The organism is Salmonella sp. 2020_1459 (assembly GCF_043847915.1).
In the GTDB taxonomy this organism is placed as follows: domain Bacteria; phylum Pseudomonadota; class Gammaproteobacteria; order Enterobacterales; family Enterobacteriaceae; genus Salmonella; species Salmonella enterica.
The window spans coordinates 583,850-601,824 of sequence record NZ_JBCMFA010000001.1 but is presented as its reverse complement, the minus strand read 5'-3'; the positions used below and the strand labels follow the sequence as shown (position 1 = coordinate 601,824).

The 17,975-nt window shown below is 51.7% G+C and carries 18 protein-coding genes and 1 other annotated feature; of the genes, 15 read left to right on the top strand and 3 right to left on the bottom strand.

The genetic code is table 11. From position 1 onward, the window contains the following. Positions 1-7: 7 nt before the first annotated feature. The 14 genes from thrS to selO all read left to right on the top strand — a co-directional run bounded on the left by thrS (position 8) and on the right by selO (position 12,821). On the top strand, positions 8-1,936 hold the full coding sequence (thrS, locus tag ACH0VJ_RS03065) for a threonine--tRNA ligase (protein WP_001144226.1): 1,929 nt from the start codon (positions 8-10) through the stop codon (positions 1,934-1,936). Positions 1,937-1,939: 3 nt separating this feature from the next. Then, positions 1,940-2,482, top strand: coding sequence for a translation initiation factor IF-3 (infC, locus tag ACH0VJ_RS03060; protein WP_001574431.1), 543 nt, complete (start codon positions 1,940-1,942; stop codon positions 2,480-2,482). Positions 2,483-2,577: 95 nt separating this feature from the next. Beyond that, entirely contained in the window at positions 2,578-2,775 is a 198-nt protein-coding gene (rpmI, locus tag ACH0VJ_RS03055; protein ID WP_001124225.1) for a 50S ribosomal protein L35, read from the top strand. Between the two features lie 50 nt (positions 2,776-2,825). Next, positions 2,826-3,182 (top strand): 50S ribosomal protein L20, encoded by a 357-nt coding sequence (gene rplT / locus ACH0VJ_RS03050; RefSeq protein ID WP_000124850.1) that lies wholly within the window; start codon positions 2,826-2,828, stop codon positions 3,180-3,182. A gap of 115 nt (positions 3,183-3,297) precedes the next feature. After that, positions 3,298-3,421 (top strand) — a sequence feature (Phe leader region). After that, positions 3,303-3,347: a pheST operon leader peptide PheM gene (gene pheM, locus ACH0VJ_RS03045; protein WP_001386830.1), complete on the top strand. Its 45-nt coding sequence runs from the start codon at positions 3,303-3,305 to the stop codon at positions 3,345-3,347. (Overlaps the previous feature by 45 nt.) 62 nt (positions 3,422-3,483) lie before the next feature. Further along, positions 3,484-4,467 carry a phenylalanine--tRNA ligase subunit alpha gene (pheS, locus tag ACH0VJ_RS03040; protein WP_000018570.1) on the top strand — a complete coding sequence of 328 codons (984 nt, stop codon included), beginning with the start codon at positions 3,484-3,486 and terminating at the stop codon, positions 4,465-4,467. 15 nt (positions 4,468-4,482) lie between these two features. Then, positions 4,483-6,870, top strand: a complete 2,388-nt coding sequence (pheT, locus tag ACH0VJ_RS03035; RefSeq protein ID WP_000672402.1) for a phenylalanine--tRNA ligase subunit beta — start codon at positions 4,483-4,485, stop codon at positions 6,868-6,870. A 4-nt stretch (positions 6,871-6,874) separates the two neighbouring features. After that, positions 6,875-7,174 carry an integration host factor subunit alpha gene (gene ihfA, locus ACH0VJ_RS03030; RefSeq protein ID WP_001229266.1) on the top strand — a complete coding sequence of 100 codons (300 nt, stop codon included), beginning with the start codon at positions 6,875-6,877 and terminating at the stop codon, positions 7,172-7,174. A gap of 202 nt (positions 7,175-7,376) precedes the next feature. After that, complete coding sequence (gene btuC / locus ACH0VJ_RS03025; protein ID WP_000954984.1) at positions 7,377-8,357, top strand: vitamin B12 ABC transporter permease BtuC; 981 nt, start codon at positions 7,377-7,379, stop codon at positions 8,355-8,357. A 91-nt stretch (positions 8,358-8,448) separates the two neighbouring features. Then, entirely contained in the window at positions 8,449-9,000 is a 552-nt protein-coding gene (locus ACH0VJ_RS03020) for a glutathione peroxidase (protein ID WP_001181563.1), read from the top strand. After that, on the top strand, positions 9,000-9,749 hold the full coding sequence (btuD, locus tag ACH0VJ_RS03015) for a vitamin B12 ABC transporter ATP-binding protein BtuD (protein WP_371359479.1): 750 nt from the start codon (positions 9,000-9,002) through the stop codon (positions 9,747-9,749). The genes ACH0VJ_RS03020 and btuD overlap by 1 nt, the downstream gene beginning before the upstream one ends. 76 nt (positions 9,750-9,825) lie before the next feature. Then, positions 9,826-10,290, top strand: a complete 465-nt coding sequence (locus ACH0VJ_RS03010; protein ID WP_001213256.1) for a C40 family peptidase — start codon at positions 9,826-9,828, stop codon at positions 10,288-10,290. A gap of 313 nt (positions 10,291-10,603) precedes the next feature. Next, positions 10,604-11,317, top strand: coding sequence for an anti-FlhDC factor YdiV (gene ydiV / locus ACH0VJ_RS03005; RefSeq protein WP_000562011.1), 714 nt, complete (start codon positions 10,604-10,606; stop codon positions 11,315-11,317). Between the two features lie 61 nt (positions 11,318-11,378). Continuing rightward, on the top strand, positions 11,379-12,821 hold the full coding sequence (selO, locus tag ACH0VJ_RS03000; protein ID WP_000175664.1) for a protein adenylyltransferase SelO: 1,443 nt from the start codon (positions 11,379-11,381) through the stop codon (positions 12,819-12,821). A gap of 34 nt (positions 12,822-12,855) precedes the next feature. Here the strand turns inward: selO and hemP are convergent, their stop codons facing one another. From hemP to ppsR, 3 genes are all read right to left on the bottom strand, one after another. Further along, on the bottom strand, positions 12,856-13,047 hold the full coding sequence (gene hemP, locus ACH0VJ_RS02995) for a hemin uptake protein HemP (RefSeq protein ID WP_000089115.1): 192 nt from the start codon (positions 13,045-13,047) through the stop codon (positions 12,856-12,858). Between the two features lie 156 nt (positions 13,048-13,203). Then, positions 13,204-14,250 (bottom strand): 3-deoxy-7-phosphoheptulonate synthase AroH, encoded by a 1,047-nt coding sequence (aroH, locus tag ACH0VJ_RS02990; protein ID WP_001082196.1) that lies wholly within the window; start codon positions 14,248-14,250, stop codon positions 13,204-13,206. 155 nt (positions 14,251-14,405) lie between these two features. Next, complete coding sequence (gene ppsR, locus ACH0VJ_RS02985) at positions 14,406-15,239, bottom strand: posphoenolpyruvate synthetase regulatory kinase/phosphorylase PpsR (RefSeq protein ID WP_000370992.1); 834 nt, start codon at positions 15,237-15,239, stop codon at positions 14,406-14,408. Positions 15,240-15,575: 336 nt separating this feature from the next. Here ppsR and ppsA point away from each other — a divergent pair, with 336 nt between their 5' ends. After that, positions 15,576-17,954, top strand: coding sequence for a phosphoenolpyruvate synthase (gene ppsA / locus ACH0VJ_RS02980; RefSeq protein WP_000069333.1), 2,379 nt, complete (start codon positions 15,576-15,578; stop codon positions 17,952-17,954). Positions 17,955-17,975 lie beyond the last annotated feature (21 nt).

Below are 17,975 nucleotides of genomic sequence, written 5' to 3'. Positions count from 1 at the left end.
ATATTACATGCCTGTTATTACTCTTCCTGATGGCAGCCAACGCCATTATGACCACCCTGTAAGCCCGATGGATGTTGCTCTGGACATTGGTCCTGGCCTGGCGAAAGCCACCATTGCGGGCCGTGTGAATGGCGAGCTGGTTGATGCTTCCGATCTGATTGAAAATGATGCGACGCTTTCCATCATCACCGCAAAAGATGAAGAGGGTCTGGAGATCATTCGTCACTCTTGCGCGCATCTGTTAGGTCACGCAATCAAGCAACTTTGGCCGCACACGAAAATGGCGATCGGCCCGGTTGTCGACAACGGTTTTTACTATGACGTTGATCTTGACCGCACGCTAACTCAGGAAGATGTCGAAGCGCTCGAAAAGCGGATGCATGAGCTCGCCGAGAAAAATTACGACGTTATCAAGAAGAAAGTCAGCTGGCACGAAGCGCGTGAAACCTTCGTGAAGCGTGGTGAAAGCTACAAAGTTTCCATTCTTGATGAAAACATTGCTCATGATGACAAGCCAGGCTTGTACCATCATGAAGAATATGTCGACATGTGTCGTGGTCCGCACGTGCCGAATATGCGTTTCTGCCATCACTTTAAACTGATGAAAACTGCCGGCGCATACTGGCGCGGTGACAGCAATAATAAGATGTTGCAGCGTATTTACGGTACGGCATGGGCAGATAAAAAAGCCCTGAACGCTTATCTGCAGCGCCTGGAAGAGGCCGCAAAACGCGACCACCGTAAAATTGGTAAGCAGCTCGACCTGTATCATATGCAGGAAGAAGCGCCGGGCATGGTGTTCTGGCATAACGACGGCTGGACTATCTTCCGCGAGCTGGAGGTCTTTGTTCGTTCTAAACTCAAAGAGTACCAGTATCAAGAAGTTAAAGGCCCGTTCATGATGGACCGTGTGCTGTGGGAAAAAACCGGGCACTGGGACAACTATAAAGATGCGATGTTCACCACATCCTCAGAAAACCGCGAATATTGCATCAAGCCGATGAACTGCCCGGGCCACGTTCAGATCTTTAACCAGGGTCTGAAATCCTATCGTGATTTGCCGCTGCGTATGGCGGAATTCGGTAGCTGCCACCGTAACGAGCCATCAGGCGCGCTGCATGGTCTGATGCGCGTACGCGGCTTTACGCAGGATGATGCGCATATCTTCTGCACCGAAGAGCAGATCCGCGATGAAGTTAACGCTTGTATTCGTATGGTCTACGATATGTACAGCACCTTTGGCTTCGAGAAGATCGTCGTCAAGCTTTCCACTCGTCCTGACAAGCGTATCGGCAGCGATGAGATGTGGGATCGTGCTGAGGCGGATCTGGCGGTTGCGCTGGAAGAAAATAATATCCCGTTTGAGTATCAACTGGGTGAAGGCGCATTCTACGGTCCGAAAATTGAATTTACCTTATATGACTGCCTCGATCGTGCATGGCAGTGCGGTACAGTACAGCTGGACTTCTCCTTACCGTCTCGTCTGAGCGCCTCCTATGTAGGCGAAGACAACGAGCGTAAGGTGCCGGTAATGATTCACCGTGCGATTCTTGGGTCGATGGAACGCTTCATCGGTATCCTGACCGAAGAGTTCGCTGGTTTCTTCCCGACATGGCTCGCGCCTGTTCAGGTAGTCGTGATGAATATTACCGATTCGCAGTCTGAATACGTTAACGAATTGACGCAGAAACTACAAAATGCGGGCATTCGTGTAAAAGCAGACTTGAGAAATGAGAAGATTGGCTTTAAAATCCGCGAGCACACTTTACGTCGTGTCCCTTATATGTTGGTCTGTGGTGATAAAGAGGTGGAAGCAGGCAAAGTTGCCGTTCGCACCCGCCGCGGTAAAGACCTGGGCAGTCTGGACGTAAATGACGTGATTGAGAAGCTGCAACAAGAGATTCGCAGCCGCAGTCTTCAACAACTGGAGGAATAAAGTATTAAAGGCGGAAAACGAGTTCAAACGGCGCGTCCGAATCGTATTAATAGCGAAATTCGCGCGCAAGAAGTTCGCTTAACAGGTCTGGAAGGCGAGCAGCTTGGTATTGTGAGTCTGAGAGAAGCTCTGGAAAAAGCTGAAGAAGCCGGAGTAGACTTAGTCGAAATCAGCCCTAACGCCGAGCCGCCGGTTTGTCGTATAATGGATTACGGCAAATTCCTCTATGAAAAGAGTAAGTCTTCTAAGGAACAGAAGAAAAAGCAAAAAGTTATCCAGGTGAAGGAAATTAAATTCCGTCCTGGGACAGATGAAGGCGACTATCAGGTAAAACTCCGCAGCCTGATTCGCTTTCTCGAAGAGGGCGATAAGGCCAAAATCACGCTGCGTTTCCGCGGTCGTGAAATGGCCCACCAGCAAATCGGTATGGAAGTGCTTAATCGCGTGAAAGACGATTTGCAAGAACTGGCAGTGGTCGAATCCTTCCCAACGAAGATCGAAGGCCGTCAGATGATCATGGTGCTTGCTCCTAAGAAGAAACAGTAAGGCCTTCAAGTAACAATTCTGTGAAGCCTTCGGGCTTCACAGGTTTTGTTCGCCTATGTTTCGTTTATTAACAATGCGAAGTGGAAGTTATTAAAATGCCAAAAATTAAGACCGTACGCGGTGCTGCTAAGCGCTTCAAAAAAACCGGTAAAGGTGGTTTTAAGCACAAGCACGCTAACCTGCGTCACATTCTGACCAAAAAAGCGACTAAACGTAAACGTCACCTGCGTCCGAAAGCCATGGTTTCTAAAGGCGATCTGGGCCTGGTTATCGCGTGCCTGCCGTACGCATAAGCCGTTAACGTTTTTAACTTTTTAATTAGAATAGATACAGGAGAGCACATATGGCTCGCGTAAAACGTGGTGTAATTGCACGCGCACGTCACAAGAAAATTTTGAAACAAGCCAAAGGCTACTACGGTGCGCGTTCTCGCGTATACCGCGTTGCCTTCCAGGCAGTTATCAAAGCTGGTCAGTATGCTTACCGTGACCGTCGTCAACGTAAGCGTCAGTTCCGTCAACTGTGGATTGCGCGTATCAACGCAGCAGCACGTCAGAACGGTATTTCTTACAGCAAATTCATCAACGGCCTGAAAAAAGCCTCTGTTGAAATCGACCGTAAGATCCTGGCTGATATCGCCGTATTCGACAAAGTCGCGTTCACCGCGCTGGTTGAAAAAGCGAAAGCAGCTCTGGCATAAGCCAGTGAAAAGAGGGAGCCTGGCTCCCTCTCTTTTATTTACTGTTCAGTGAGTTGACAATTGACCTGTAACCCTTTTCAATAAAGGATATTCGGTTTTACCACATAAGGTAACGCAAGCATGAACGCTGCTATTTTCCGTTTCTTTTTTTACTTTAGCACCTGATCCCAGGAGGCTAGCGCGTGAAAAACGAAACGAAAAACAGCGCAAAAAAGCCTCCTGATGGAGGCTTTTTTTGTATCTGAAATCGAGAGATTACGTCCAATGAACCGGTGTCTTCACCGACACAATGAGGAAAACCATGTCACATCTCGCAGAGCTGGTTGCCAATGCAGCGGCCGCCATTAACCAGGCGTCAGATGTTGCCGCGTTAGACAATGTACGCGTCGAATATTTGGGCAAGAAAGGGCATTTAACCCTTCAGATGACGACCCTACGCGATCTGCCGCCGGAAGAGCGTCCGGCAGCCGGGGCAGTCATTAACGCCGCGAAAGAGCAGGTACAACAGGCTCTTAACGCGCGTAAAGCCGAGCTGGAAAGCGCAGCGCTTAACGCCCGTCTGGCCGCTGAAACCATCGATATCTCCCTGCCGGGGCGCCGTATTGAGAACGGCGGTCTGCATCCGGTCACGCGTACCATTGACCGTATTGAAAGTTTCTTCGGCGAGCTTGGTTTTACCGTGGCGACTGGCCCGGAAATCGAAGATGACTACCATAACTTCGACGCGTTAAACATTCCGGGTCATCACCCGGCCCGCGCCGATCATGATACCTTCTGGTTTGACGCGACCCGTCTGCTGCGGACCCAGACGTCTGGTGTCCAGATCCGGACGATGAAAGCGCAGCAACCGCCGATCCGTATTATTGCGCCGGGCCGTGTATACCGTAATGACTACGACCAGACGCATACTCCGATGTTCCATCAGATGGAAGGTCTGATTGTTGATACCAACATCAGCTTCACCAACCTCAAAGGTACGCTGCACGACTTCCTGCGTAATTTCTTTGAGGAGGATCTGCAGATTCGCTTCCGTCCTTCTTATTTTCCGTTCACCGAACCTTCTGCGGAAGTGGATGTGATGGGGAAAAACGGCAAATGGCTGGAAGTGCTGGGCTGCGGGATGGTGCATCCGAATGTGCTGCGTAATGTCGGTATCGATCCGGAAATCTATTCTGGCTTCGCTTTTGGTATGGGGATGGAACGTCTGACCATGTTGCGTTACGGCGTCACCGACCTGCGTTCATTCTTCGAAAACGATCTGCGTTTCCTTAAACAGTTTAAATAAAGGCAGGATAAAACAATGAAATTCAGCGAACTGTGGTTACGCGAGTGGGTTAACCCGGCAATTGATAGCGATGCGTTGGCTAACCAGATTACGATGGCTGGCCTGGAAGTAGACGGCGTTGAGCCGGTCGCGGGAAGCTTCAATGGCGTTGTTGTTGGGGAAGTGGTTGAGTGCGCCCAGCATCCGAACGCTGACAAATTGCGTGTAACGAAAGTCAACGTCGGCGGAGAACGCCTGTTGGATATCGTCTGCGGCGCGCCAAACTGTCGTCAGGGGCTGAAAGTAGCGGTGGCCACCATTGGCGCCATCCTGCCGGGCGATTTCAAAATTAAAGCGGCGAAACTGCGCGGCGAACCGTCTGAAGGGATGCTGTGCTCCTTCTCCGAACTGGGGATTTCCGACGATCACAGCGGCATTATCGAACTGCCGGCGGATGCGCCGCTGGGTACCGATATCCGTGAATACCTGAAGCTTGACGACAATACCATCGAAATTAGCGTCACGCCGAACCGTGCGGATTGCTTAGGTATCATCGGCGTTGCGCGTGATGTGGCGGTACTGAACAAAGCGCCGCTCCAGGAGCCTGAAATGGCGCCGGTTACGGCAACCATCAGCGATACGCTGCCGATTACAGTAGAGGCTGCTGATGCGTGTCCACGCTATCTTGGCCGGGTGGTAAAAGGCATCAATGTTAACGCGCCGACGCCGCTGTGGATGAAAGAGAAACTGCGTCGCTGCGGTATTCGCTCCATCGATGCGGTGGTTGACGTCACGAACTATGTGCTGCTCGAACTGGGTCAGCCAATGCATGCTTTCGATAAAGATCGCATTGATGGCGGTATTGTCGTGCGGATGGCAAAAGAGGGTGAAACCGTCGTCCTGCTGGACGGTAGCGAAGCGACGTTAAATGCGGACACGCTGGTGATCGCCGATCACCATAAGGCGCTGGGGATAGCCGGTATTTTTGGTGGCGAACATTCCGGCGTGAACGGCGAAACGCAAAATGTGCTGCTGGAGTGTGCGTACTTTAATCCGCTGTCTATCACCGGTCGCGCTCGCCGCCACGGTCTGCATACCGATGCGTCTCACCGCTACGAGCGCGGGGTGGACCCGGCGCTGCAATATAAAGCGATAGAGCGCGCTACTCGTCTGCTTCTTGATATCTGTGGCGGTGATGCGGGTCCGATAATTGATGTGAGCAACGAAGCAACGTTGCCGAAACGCGCTACCATTACGCTGCGTCGCAGTAAACTGGATCGCCTGATCGGGCATCATATTGCGGATGAGCAGGTCAGTGATATTCTGCGTCGTCTGGGCTGTGAAGTGACCGAAGGGCAGGACGAGTGGAAAGCCGTGGCGCCGACCTGGCGTTTCGATATGGAGATTGAAGAAGATCTGGTGGAAGAGGTGGCCCGCGTTTACGGCTATAACAATATTCCGGACGAGCCAATCCAGGCCGGTTTAATCATGGGAACGCATCGTGAAGCCGATCTGTCGTTGAAGCGGGTTAAAACCATGCTGAACGACAAAGGCTATCAGGAAGTGATTACCTATAGCTTTGTCGATCCTAAAGTACAACAGCTCATCCATCCAGGCGCAGAAGCGCTGCTGCTGCCAAACCCTATCTCCGTTGAGATGTCGGCGATGCGTCTGTCGCTGTGGAGCGGATTGTTGGCGACGGTGGTCTATAACCAAAACCGTCAGCAGAATCGCGTGCGTATTTTTGAAACCGGTTTACGTTTCGTTCCGGATACACAAGCCAATCTGGGTATTCGACAGGATCTGATGCTGGCTGGCGTGATTTGCGGTAACCGCTATGATGAGCACTGGAATCTGGCAAAAGAGACCGTTGATTTCTATGATTTGAAAGGCGATCTGGAAGCAGTACTGGATTTAACCGGCAAACTGGGTGATATCCAGTTTAAGGCGGAGATGAATCCGGCTCTGCATCCGGGACAGTCTGCGGCGATTTATCTGAAAGATGAACGTATTGGTTTTATTGGGGTTGTTCACCCTGAACTGGAACGTAAACTGGATCTGAATGGTCGTACGCTGGTGTTTGAACTGGAATGGAATAAGCTCGCAGACCGTATCGTGCCGCAGGCGCGGGAGATTTCACGCTTCCCGGCTAACCGTCGCGATATTGCGGTTGTTGTTGCAGAAAACGTTCCCGCAGCGGATATTTTATCCGAATGTAAGAAAGTTGGCGTAAATCAGGTAGTTGGCGTAAACTTATTTGACGTGTACCGCGGTAAGGGTGTTGCGGAGGGTTATAAGAGCCTCGCTATCAGCCTGATCCTTCAGGATACCAACCGTACACTCGAAGAAGAGGAGATTGCCGCTACCGTCGCCAAATGTGTAGAGGCATTAAAAGAGCGATTCCAGGCATCATTGAGGGATTGAACCTATGGCGCTTACAAAAGCTGAAATGTCAGAATATCTGTTTGATAAGCTTGGGCTTAGCAAGCGGGATGCCAAAGAACTGGTTGAACTGTTTTTCGAAGAGATCCGTCGTGCTCTGGAAAACGGTGAGCAGGTGAAACTCTCTGGTTTTGGTAACTTCGATCTGCGTGATAAAAATCAACGTCCGGGGCGTAACCCGAAAACGGGTGAAGATATTCCTATTACAGCACGGCGCGTGGTGACCTTCAGACCCGGGCAGAAGTTAAAGAGCCGGGTCGAAAACGCTTCGCCCAAAGAAGAGTAATCAGATCCAGGCATAACATCCATCAGGGTGTATTGCGGCAGATACGCTGCCATCCCGAAAGTAGATCAGCGGGATGACAGCGTATTTGTCAGCCTGAAAGATGACCCGTATAACTAAAAAGGCCGCATTGCGGCCTTTTTTCTTTCAAGTAAAGGATACCCACCGTAAAATCACGCTACCTCTTTTCAGCTGAATGGATAACATGCTGACTTTTGCCCGCCAACAACAGCGACGAAACGTTCGCTGGCTTCTGAGCCTGTCACTGCTGGTGCTACTGGCTACACTTCTGAGCTTATGCGCAGGCGAACAGTGGATTGCCCCCGGTGACTGGTTAAGCGCCCGGGGGGAACTGTTTGTCTGGCAAATTCGCCTTCCCCGCACGCTTGCGGTATTGCTGGTTGGCGCTGCGCTGGCGCTATCTGGCGCTGTGATGCAGGCGCTGTTTGAAAACCCACTTGCTGAACCGGGTCTGCTCGGCGTTTCGAATGGGGCCGGTGTTGGGCTTATTGCCGCCGTCTTACTGGGGCAGGGGCAACTGCCAGGATGGGCGCTGGGGCTGTGCGCTATAGCCGGCGCGCTCATTATTACGTTAATCCTGCTGCGTTTTGCGCGTCGCCATCTTTCTACCAGCCGCTTGTTGTTGGCGGGCGTCGCGCTGGGCATTATCTGTAGCGCGCTGATGACGTGGGCTATCTATTTTTCCACCTCTTTCGATCTGCGGCAATTAATGTACTGGATGATGGGAGGATTTGGCGGCGTTGACTGGCAGCAGAGCTGGCTAATGATTGCGCTCATCCCGGTACTGATCTGGATATGTTGCCAGTCGCAACCGCTGAATATGCTGGCGCTAGGGGAAACCTCGGCGCGGCAGCTTGGTCTGCCGCTGTGGTTCTGGCGCAATTTGTTGGTCGTCGCCACCGGCTGGATGGTGGGCGTCAGCGTGGCGATGGCGGGGGCGATTGGTTTTATCGGTCTGGTTATTCCGCACATCCTGCGCTTATGTGGTTTAACCGATCACCGGGTTTTACTTCCCGGCTGCGCGCTGGCCGGGGCTATCGCCCTGCTATTGGCTGATGTGGTCGCCCGACTGGCGCTGGCGTCGGCTGAACTGCCTATCGGGGTGGTCACCGCCACATTGGGGGCACCAGTGTTTATCTGGCTGCTACTCAAATCCGCGCGTTAGCGCATCGGTAAACAACTGCTTTCATCATTCGCAGTCTATGATTAAAGGCTAACGATGAAACCCGCTATTCTACCGACATCAGGGAGACACCATGCAAAACTCGCTTCTTAATACTCACGTTACGACGATTGATGGAGAGGTCACTACACTTGAAAAATACGCCGGAAAAGTGCTGCTCATTGTAAACGTCGCCTCCAGATGTGGCCTGACGCCGCAATATGAACAGTTGGAAAATATCCAGAAGGCGTGGGCAGATCAGGGGTTTGTCGTGTTGGGTTTTCCCTGCAACCAGTTTATGGGGCAGGAGCCAGGCAGCGAAGAGGAGATTAAAACCTATTGTGCCAGCACCTGGGGCGTCACGTTCCCGATGTTCAGTAAAATTGATGTGAATGGCGACGCGCGCCATCCGCTGTATCAAAAACTGATAGCCGCTGCGCCAACGGCAGTCGCGCCGGAGAAGAGCGGCTTTTACGAACGGATGGTAAGCAAAGGGCGTACGCCACTCTATCCGGATGATATTCTGTGGAATTTTGAAAAATTTTTGGTAGGCCGGGATGGTCAGGTGATACAGCGTTTTTCGCCGGATATGACGCCTGAAGATCCTATTGTGATGGAAAGCATAAAAATCGCGTTGGCAAAATAATGTCTCAATTGATGCAATTAAAGGACGTCGCCGAGAGCACCCGCCTGGGGCCGCTTTCCGGCGAAGTAAGCGCAGGAGAGATCCTTCATCTTGTCGGGCCGAACGGCGCCGGGAAAAGCAAGCTACTGGCGCGTATGGCGGGGTTAACCTCCGGCGAGGGGAGCATCAGGTTTGGCGGAGCGCCGCTGGAGGCATGGGCGACGGCAACGCTTGCCCAACACCGCGCTTATCTTGCGCAACAGCAAAATCCGCCGTTCGCCATGCCGGTCTGGCATTACCTGACATTGCATCAACCTGATAAAACGCGAACCGGGCAGCTTAACGAGGTGGCCGATATGCTTGGATTGGGCGACAAACTGGGGCGAAGCGTGAATCAGCTTTCCGGTGGCGAGTGGCAGCGTGTTCGCCTTGCTGCCGTTGTACTACAAATTCATCCCGACGCTAATCCGGTCGGTCAATTATTGCTGCTTGATGAGCCGATGAACAGTCTCGATGTTGCGCAACAAAACGCTCTGGATCGGGTATTACATCATTTATGTCAGGCAGGAATTGCGATTGTGATGAGTAGCCACGATCTGAACCACACGCTGCGCCATGCGCATAAAGCCTGGTTACTAAAGCGCGGTAAACTCATTGCCTGCGGCCGCCGGGAAGAGGTGCTCACCCCCTCTTATCTGGCGCAAGCCTACGGTCTGCGCTTTCGACGACTCGACGTCGAGGGGCATCCAATGCTCATTTCGGCCACTTAAGTAAAATCGTTTCTTGAAAAGCAGGTAATTTCGACGCTAAATTAATACCAAAATAAAAACAGAGGATTGTTGCGGCATGCGTTTTTGGCTTCTTGTTATCACAGCATTGTTCCTGGCAGGATGCAGTACTCATCGGGCACCGGCGCCAAATGCCAGATTATCAGACTCCATTACCGTCATTGCGGGTCTGAACGATCAGTTGCAGTCCTGGCGCGGTACGCCATACCGTTACGGCGGCATGAGTCGCAGAGGCGTGGACTGTTCCGGCTTTGTGGTAGTCACTATGCGCGACAAGTTTGATTTGCAGTTGCCTCGTGATACGCGTGAACAATCAAAAATCGGCACCAGAATCGATAAAGATGAATTGCTGCCCGGAGATTTGGTTTTCTTTAAAACCGGTTCGGGCGAAAGTGGTTTACATGTTGGTATTTACGATACAAATAATGAGTTTATTCATGCCTCTACCAGTCGTGGCGTGATGCGTTCATCGCTGGATAATGTGTACTGGCGAAAAAACTTCTGGCAGGCACGGCGAATTTAACCTCGCAGACGATATAAATTTTATAGTCTATTTTTAACATATCGCCGGTTGAACTTATGACATCTGTTGTCATCATATATAATGATATAACCGTAGCATTTACAAACGTACTTTTATTAAAAACGGGCGTGTTCACGCCCTGTTAAAAGTACAACATTGGATATTGGTTTATAATCAGAGTAAGTTAAAAAAAGGAACCGGTTTACCGGTAAACAAGAAAAATGATGACGCTTCAATTAGTATCTGAAGTTACGTCTGTTTCCGTCCGTAGTGACTGGATGGCGAATAGCGCCCTAACCATGGGACTGGCGTAATGATTGCTTCACTTGATGAGCTTTACCATTCCGAACTCTTTTTCCTTCCCGTCATGGATGAAAACGCTCGGCTTGTTGGTTTAGAGATTATTGCAACGTTTGCCGCTGAAGACGGCGCCGTGCGGATGCCGACTGAGTTGGTAGCGCCTCGCCTTTCGGTGGAGGAACAATACTGTCTGTTTGTTGAAAAACTGGCGTTGTTAGAAACCTGTCAGCACTTTTTTATTCAGCATAAACTTATTGCATGGCTTAATTTACCGCCTGCAATTAGTGACTTATTATTATTAGATAGCGAACTTTTTTCCCGGACAGCGCGCTTTCCGTTTCTTGAATTAGCTATAAATGAGAATTATCCTGGGTTAAACCAGGGCAAAAACAATGAAACGTTAGCTAATCTGGCAATGCATTTCCCATTAATGCTGGCAAATTTTGGCGCAGGCGAGGCGTCGACTAAAGCTATTTTCGATGGGCTGTTCAAACGAGTCATGTTGGATAAAAATTTTATTCAGCAGCGAGCTGAAATGATCTCATTTGAACCATTCATGCACGCTATTGTTGCCCAGATCTCCTCCAGCTGCGAGTCGCTGATGATTGCCGGTATTGATACTGAGGCGATGTTTGCGCGCGCAGCGCCATTGGGGTTTAGCGCATTCCAGGGCGGACTATGGCCTCCGGTGCCAGTAAGTCAGCTCATTAAACTCGTTCAGCGATAACCTTTCTGTTTGCCGGTGTTTAACCGGTGATTAACCGTCTACACTGAAGACAGGAGGCCCTATGACCCTGTCTTTTACTGCCCGTTGGCGCGATGAACTGCCAGCAACGTATACCGCGCTTTTACCCACACCGTTAAAAAATGCGCGACTGATTTGGTATAACGACGAACTGGCGCAGCAGTTAGCCATTCCCGCGTCGTTATTTGACGCTACCAATGGCGCTGGCGTTTGGGGCGGCGAAACCTTATTACCCGGTATGTCGCCTGTCGCGCAGGTATATAGCGGGCATCAGTTCGGCGTCTGGGCGGGACAACTCGGCGACGGACGCGGTATTTTGCTGGGCGAACAGCTCCTGGCGGATGGCTCGACCCTCGACTGGCATCTGAAAGGCGCCGGATTAACACCCTATTCGCGAATGGGGGATGGACGCGCCGTCCTGCGTTCAACCATACGAGAAAGCCTTGCCAGCGAAGCCATGCATTATCTGGGTATTCCCACTACGCGCGCGTTATCTATCGTAGCCAGCGATACGCCGGTTCAGCGAGAGACGCAGGAAACGGGCGCGATGTTAATGCGTCTGGCGCAAAGTCATATGCGTTTTGGTCATTTCGAACATTTCTACTACCGCCGTGAGCCGGAAAAAGTTCAGCAACTGGCTGATTTCGCTATTCGTCATTACTGGCCGCAATGGCAGGATGTCCCGGAAAAATATGCTTTGTGGTTTGAAGAGGTGGCGGCGCGTACCGGAAGACTCATCGCCGAGTGGCAAACCGTCGGTTTTTCGCACGGCGTTATGAATACGGATAACATGTCGATTCTGGGGCTGACTATCGACTATGGCCCCTTTGGTTTTTTCGATGACTACGATCCCGGCTTCATTGGTAACCATTCCGATCATCAGGGACGTTACCGCTTCGATAATCAACCGTCGGTGGCGCTGTGGAATTTACAACGTCTGGCGCAGACGTTAACCCCTTTTATTGAGATCGACGCGTTAAACAGAGCGCTGGATCGCTACCAGGACGCGTTGTTAACGCACTATGGGCAGCGAATGCGCCAGAAGCTGGGCTTCTTTACCGAGCAAAAAGACGATAACGCTTTACTGAATGAATTGTTTAGTCTGATGGCGCGCGAAGGGAGTGATTATACCCGTACATTTCGGATGTTAAGCCATACGGAGCAACAGAGCGCCTCCTCGCCGTTGCGGGATACGTTTATCGATCGCGCGGCGTTCGATGCCTGGTTCGACCGCTACCGGGCGCGATTGCGCACAGAGGCGGTGGATGACGCGCTGCGCCAACAGCAGATGCAACGCGTGAATCCTGCGATTGTGTTGCGCAACTGGCTGGCGCAACGCGCGATAGATGCGGCTGAACAAGGAGACATGGCGGAACTGCATCGGTTGCATGAAGTTTTACGTCAACCTTTTACCGATCGAGATGATGACTATGCCAGCCGACCGCCGGAGTGGGGAAAGCGGCTGGAGGTCAGTTGTTCAAGTTAGCCTGACGCCAGCAGCATCGTCTGCTGGCGGAGCGTTATTTGGTTAACAGTAGCTTACCAGCCTGAGTTTTACGCAACAGATACTCCTGACCGTTGTGATCGATAATGACTTTGCCGTCCGGACCTAATAGCGCCTGACTGTTGACGCGCCGTTCAGCGGCAGGGAGAAGCGTTTCATTGTCTATTTCCTTAGGGTGAGGCAGCTCGGTGTTATCCATACGCGACATGTTATTTATTAATAATCAAACTCACAATGATTATTATTATCAATAATTAATGCGATAACAGCAAGTGCTAATTCTGTGGAGTGATATACGCGCGGGGAGAGAAAAGGGCGGGTAACGCATCGAAGAAACGCCCATCCCGGCAGGATGGGCGAGCTATTAAAAGCGGCTGTCTACCGCTGCGGCAAGTTTTTCCAACAAAACTTCCGTATCTTCCCAGTTCAGGCAGGGATCGGTAATGGACTGACCATAGATTAATGGTTGACCGCTGATAATTTTTTGCGTGCCTTCCCGTAAAAAACTCTCGGCCATAATCCCGGCAATTGCCGTGGAGCCATTACGAATCTGCTGGCAAATATCATCACATACCTCCAGCTGGCGGCGATGCTGTTTTTGACAGTTGCCGTGGCTGAAGTCGACGACCAGATGTTCCGGCAGATCAAATTCATGCAACGTGTCGCAGGCGGCGGCAATATCTTCAGCGTGGTAGTTCGGTTTTTTACCGCCGCGCATGATGATGTGCCCATACGGGTTGCCACTCGTTTGGTAGATAGTCATCTGTCCGTCTTTATCCGGCGAGAGAAACATATGACTGGCGCGGGAGGCGCGAATAGCATCAACGGCAATGCGGGTATTGCCATCCGTACCATTTTTAAAGCCGACCGGACAAGAGAGCGCAGAAGCCATTTCCCGATGGATTTGGCTTTCGGTGGTACGCGCGCCAATCGCTCCCCAACTGATCAGATCGGCAATAAACTGGCCGGTGACCATATCAAGAAACTCTGTGGCGGTCGGTACTCCCAGTTCGTTCACCTGCAATAGCAAGCGACGCGCCAGTTCAAGCCCATAATTGACGCGGTAACTGCCATTCAAGTCGGGATCGGAAATCAGGCCTTTCCATCCCACGACGGTGCGCGGTTTTTCAAAATAGGTGCGCATGACGATTTCCAGACGCGCCTGATGCTTTTGGCGTTGTGCCTGGAGCTGCGTCGCGTATTCCATGGCAGCATTCAGATCGTGAATCGAACAGGGGCCAATGACGACCAGTAGCCGTGGATCTTCACCATTTAAAATCTTTTCTATCCGGCGTCGGGAGTCGGTAACGTGACTGGCGACGGAGGACGATACAGGATACCGCTGCGCGAGTTCGGTCGGTGTTACCAGGCTGTCGATACGCGCAGTACGGAGTTCGTCGGTTCTGTTCATTACAAGTCTCAGAAATTTGTTGCTTCAACGGCAGGACTACCGGGAAGTGATGGGCATCACGATAAACCAATCCCTGCTGATTTCAAGTGCGAGGCGTGTCACACCTCGCAGGCAGAACGGCATGATAACAAAAACCAATCCATTAAACTAGTTTACTAGTACATCCTGCGGTTAAGCCCCATAATGTCGAGAATTTTGGTGGCTATCTCTTCAACGGAATAATTGGTGCTGTTCAGGCAGGGGATCTGATTCTTACGATACAGCGCTTCGACCTCCGCCACTTCCATGCGGCACTGACGCAACGAGGCATAGCGACTGTTTTCACGGCGTTCTTCGCGAATTGCCGCCAGGCGTTCAGGGTCAATTGTCAGGCCGAACAGTTTATGTTGTAGCGGTTTTAACGATGTGGGCAGCGTCAAATTATCCATATCATCGGCGATGAAAGGGTAGTTAGCCGCACGAATACCGAATTGCATTGCCAGATAGAGGCTGGTGGGCGTTTTTCCACAGCGCGAAACGCCAAGTAAAATGACCTGGGCCTGATCGAGGTTACGCAATGAAATGCCATCATCATGCGCCAGGGTATAATCGATAGCGGCAATACGGGCGTCATACTTGTTCAGGTTACCCGGATTAAGCCCATGAGTACGATGAGCGATCGGCGTCGGATCCAGTTTCATCTCCTGCTGAAGCGGCGCCACCAGCGCCTGGACGATATCCTGGCAGAAACCTTCGCTCTGTAAGATGATGGCGCGAATTTCAGGTAAAACAATCGAGTAAAACACCAGCGGGCGAACGCCGGTTTGCTGATAAATGGCGTCAATTTGGTCTTTGACGGCGCGGGCGCGACTTTCGTTTTCCACGAATGGCAGCGTGATGCTGCTGATCGTCACCGGAAACTGCGACATAACCGCGTGACCCAGGACCTCGGCGGTGATGGCGGTACCATCAGAAATATAGAAAACATGGCGATCAACAACATTATCCATTCTGTTCATCCTGAAGAGTAAACATAATTATCTGAAAGCATAAATTAAAAGTAACGGGAAACGTATAACTTGTCGCTTATTTTATAAAATGACAGGCGCTTTTTATAATTAATGAAAAGTGTGTTTCATTTCCTGGAAACGCAGTTTATACCGGGGGTTATTCAGGGAATGCCGTGCTATGCGCGGGTTTGCGCAACTACGTAAACAATCTGAAAAAATGAAAAAATAAATTTGCTTGAACGATTCACCGTTTTTTTCGCGGGTTTAAGTATGCCAGGATAAATACGCAACTATGTGTTTCTTAAACTCGTTCATTTATCACAAAAGGATTGTTCGATGTCCAACAATGGCTCGTCACCGCTGGTGCTTTGGTATAACCAACTCGGCATGAATGATGTAGACAGAGTTGGGGGCAAAAATGCCTCCCTGGGTGAAATGATTACTAACCTTTCCGGCATGGGCGTATCCGTTCCGAATGGTTTTGCAACCACTGCCGATGCGTTTAACCAGTTTTTGGATCAAAGCGGCGTAAACCAGCGCATTTATGAGCTGCTGGATAAGACAGATATTGATGATGTCTCCCAGCTGGCGAAAGCGGGCGCGCAGATCCGCCAGTGGATTATCGACACTCCTTTCCAGCCGGCGCTGGAAAACGCCATCCGCGATGCCTATGCGCAGCTTTCGTCGGATGATGAAAATGCCTCTTTTGCCGTGCGTTCCTCCGCCACGGCGGAAGATATGCCAGATGCTTCGTTTGCGGGTCAACAGGAAACGTTTCTTAACGTTCAGGGCTTCGACGCGGTGCTGGTGGCAGTGAAACACGTATTTGCTTCTCTGTTTAACGATCGCGCCATCTCTTATCGCGTTCACCAGGGATATGATCATCGCGGCGTAGCGCTTTCCGCTGGCGTGCAGCGGATGGTTCGCTCCGATCTCGCCTCGTCAGGGGTGATGTTCTCTATCGATACCGAATCCGGCTTTGACCAGGTGGTCTTTATCACCTCGGCATGGGGACTGGGTGAAATGGTGGTGCAGGGCGCGGTTAACCCGGATGAATTTTATGTCCATAAGCCAACCCTGGCGGCAGGCCGTCCGGCCATCGTACGCCGCACCATGGGGTCGAAAAAAATCCGCATGGTTTACGCCGCCACCCAGGAGCACGGCAAGCAAGTGAAGATTGAAGATGTACCGCAGGAACAGCGCGACATTTTCTCGCTCACCAACGAAGAAGTGCAGGAACTGGCGAAACAAGCGGTGCAGATTGAGCAGCACTATGGTCGTCCGATGGATATCGAATGGGCGAAAGACGGTCATACCGGTAAGCTCTTTATTGTGCAGGCACGTCCGGAAACCGTGCGCTCTCGTGGCCAGGTGATGGAGCGTTATACGCTACATGCGCAGGGGAAAATCATTGCCGAAGGTCGCGCCATTGGTCATCGTATCGGCGCAGGTACGGTAAAAGTTATTCACGATATCGGCGAAATGAACCGTATTGAGCCTGGCGATGTGCTTGTCACCGATATGACCGACCCGGACTGGGAACCGATCATGAAAAAAGCGGCGGCGATTGTCACTAACCGTGGCGGGCGCACCTGTCACGCGGCGATTATCGCCCGCGAATTGGGCATTCCGGCGGTAGTCGGCTGCGGCGACGCCACCGAACGCATGAAAGATGGCGAAAAAGTAACCGTCTCCTGCGCAGAAGGTGATACCGGTTATGTTTATGCCGACATGCTGGATTTCAGCGTAAAAAGCTCCAGCGTAGACACCATGCCAGAGCTACCGCTGAAGGTCATGATGAATGTCGGCAACCCGGACAGGGCATTTGACTTTGCCTGCCTGCCGAATGAAGGCGTAGGTCTGGCGCGACTGGAATTCATCATTAACCGTATGATTGGCGTTCACCCGCGCGCGCTGCTGGAGTTTGACGACCAGGATGCCGCGCTGCAAAACGACATTCGTGAGATGATGAAAGGGTTTGACTCGCCGCGTGAATTTTACGTTGGTCGACTGACGGAAGGGATCGCGACGTTAGGCGCCGCCTTCTACCCGAAACGCGTCATCGTTCGCCTGTCTGACTTTAAGTCCAACGAATACGCCAACCTGGTCGGCGGCGAACGCTATGAGCCGCATGAAGAAAACCCGATGCTGGGCTTCCGCGGCGCGGGTCGTTACGTCGCAGAAAGTTTCCGCGATTGTTTTGCGCTGGAATGCGAAGCGGTGAAACGCGTGCGCAACGATATGGGCCTTACCAACGTCGAAATCATGATCCCGTTCGTGCGGACGGTCGACCAGGCGAAAGCGGTCATCGAAGAGCTGGCGCGCCAGGGGCTTAAACGCGGCGAGAACGGGCTGAAGATCATCATGATGTGCGAGATCCCGTCCAATGCCTTGCTGGCTGAACAGTTCCTCGAGTATTTTGATGGCTTCTCGATTGGTTCTAACGACATGACGCAGCTGGCGCTGGGGCTGGATCGCGATTCCGGCGTGGTGTCTGAACTGTTTGACGAGCGTAACGACGCGGTGAAAGCGCTGCTGTCGATGGCGATCCGCGCGGCGAAAAAACAGGGCAAATATGTTGGAATTTGTGGTCAGGGTCCGTCCGACCATGAAGACTTTGCCGCCTGGCTGATGGAAGAGGGGATCGACAGCCTGTCGCTGAACCCGGACACCGTGGTTCAGACCTGGCTGAGTCTGGCGGAACTGAAGAAGTAGTGTGATACCGGATGGCGGCGT

Excerpts from the sequence above, each read along its gene's own strand:
- thrS (WP_001144226.1), top strand. The coding sequence starts at position 8 with ATGCCTGTTATTACTCTTCCTGATGGCAGCCAACGCCATTATGACCAC.
- rpmI (WP_001124225.1), top strand. The coding sequence starts at position 2,578 with ATGCCAAAAATTAAGACCGTACGCGGTGCTGCTAAGCGCTTCAAAAAA.
- rplT (WP_000124850.1), top strand. The coding sequence starts at position 2,826 with ATGGCTCGCGTAAAACGTGGTGTAATTGCACGCGCACGTCACAAGAAA.
- pheS (WP_000018570.1), top strand. The coding sequence starts at position 3,484 with ATGTCACATCTCGCAGAGCTGGTTGCCAATGCAGCGGCCGCCATTAAC.
- pheT (WP_000672402.1), top strand. The coding sequence starts at position 4,483 with ATGAAATTCAGCGAACTGTGGTTACGCGAGTGGGTTAACCCGGCAATT.
- ihfA (WP_001229266.1), top strand. The coding sequence starts at position 6,875 with ATGGCGCTTACAAAAGCTGAAATGTCAGAATATCTGTTTGATAAGCTT.
- btuC (WP_000954984.1), top strand. The coding sequence starts at position 7,377 with ATGCTGACTTTTGCCCGCCAACAACAGCGACGAAACGTTCGCTGGCTT.
- ACH0VJ_RS03020 (WP_001181563.1), top strand. The coding sequence starts at position 8,449 with ATGCAAAACTCGCTTCTTAATACTCACGTTACGACGATTGATGGAGAG.
- btuD (WP_371359479.1), top strand. The coding sequence starts at position 9,000 with ATGTCTCAATTGATGCAATTAAAGGACGTCGCCGAGAGCACCCGCCTG.
- ACH0VJ_RS03010 (WP_001213256.1), top strand. The coding sequence starts at position 9,826 with ATGCGTTTTTGGCTTCTTGTTATCACAGCATTGTTCCTGGCAGGATGC.
- ydiV (WP_000562011.1), top strand. The coding sequence starts at position 10,604 with ATGATTGCTTCACTTGATGAGCTTTACCATTCCGAACTCTTTTTCCTT.
- selO (WP_000175664.1), top strand. The coding sequence starts at position 11,379 with ATGACCCTGTCTTTTACTGCCCGTTGGCGCGATGAACTGCCAGCAACG.
- hemP (WP_000089115.1), bottom strand. The coding sequence starts at position 13,047 with ATGTCGCGTATGGATAACACCGAGCTGCCTCACCCTAAGGAAATAGAC.
- aroH (WP_001082196.1), bottom strand. The coding sequence starts at position 14,250 with ATGAACAGAACCGACGAACTCCGTACTGCGCGTATCGACAGCCTGGTA.
- ppsR (WP_000370992.1), bottom strand. The coding sequence starts at position 15,239 with ATGGATAATGTTGTTGATCGCCATGTTTTCTATATTTCTGATGGTACC.
- ppsA (WP_000069333.1), top strand. The coding sequence starts at position 15,576 with ATGTCCAACAATGGCTCGTCACCGCTGGTGCTTTGGTATAACCAACTC.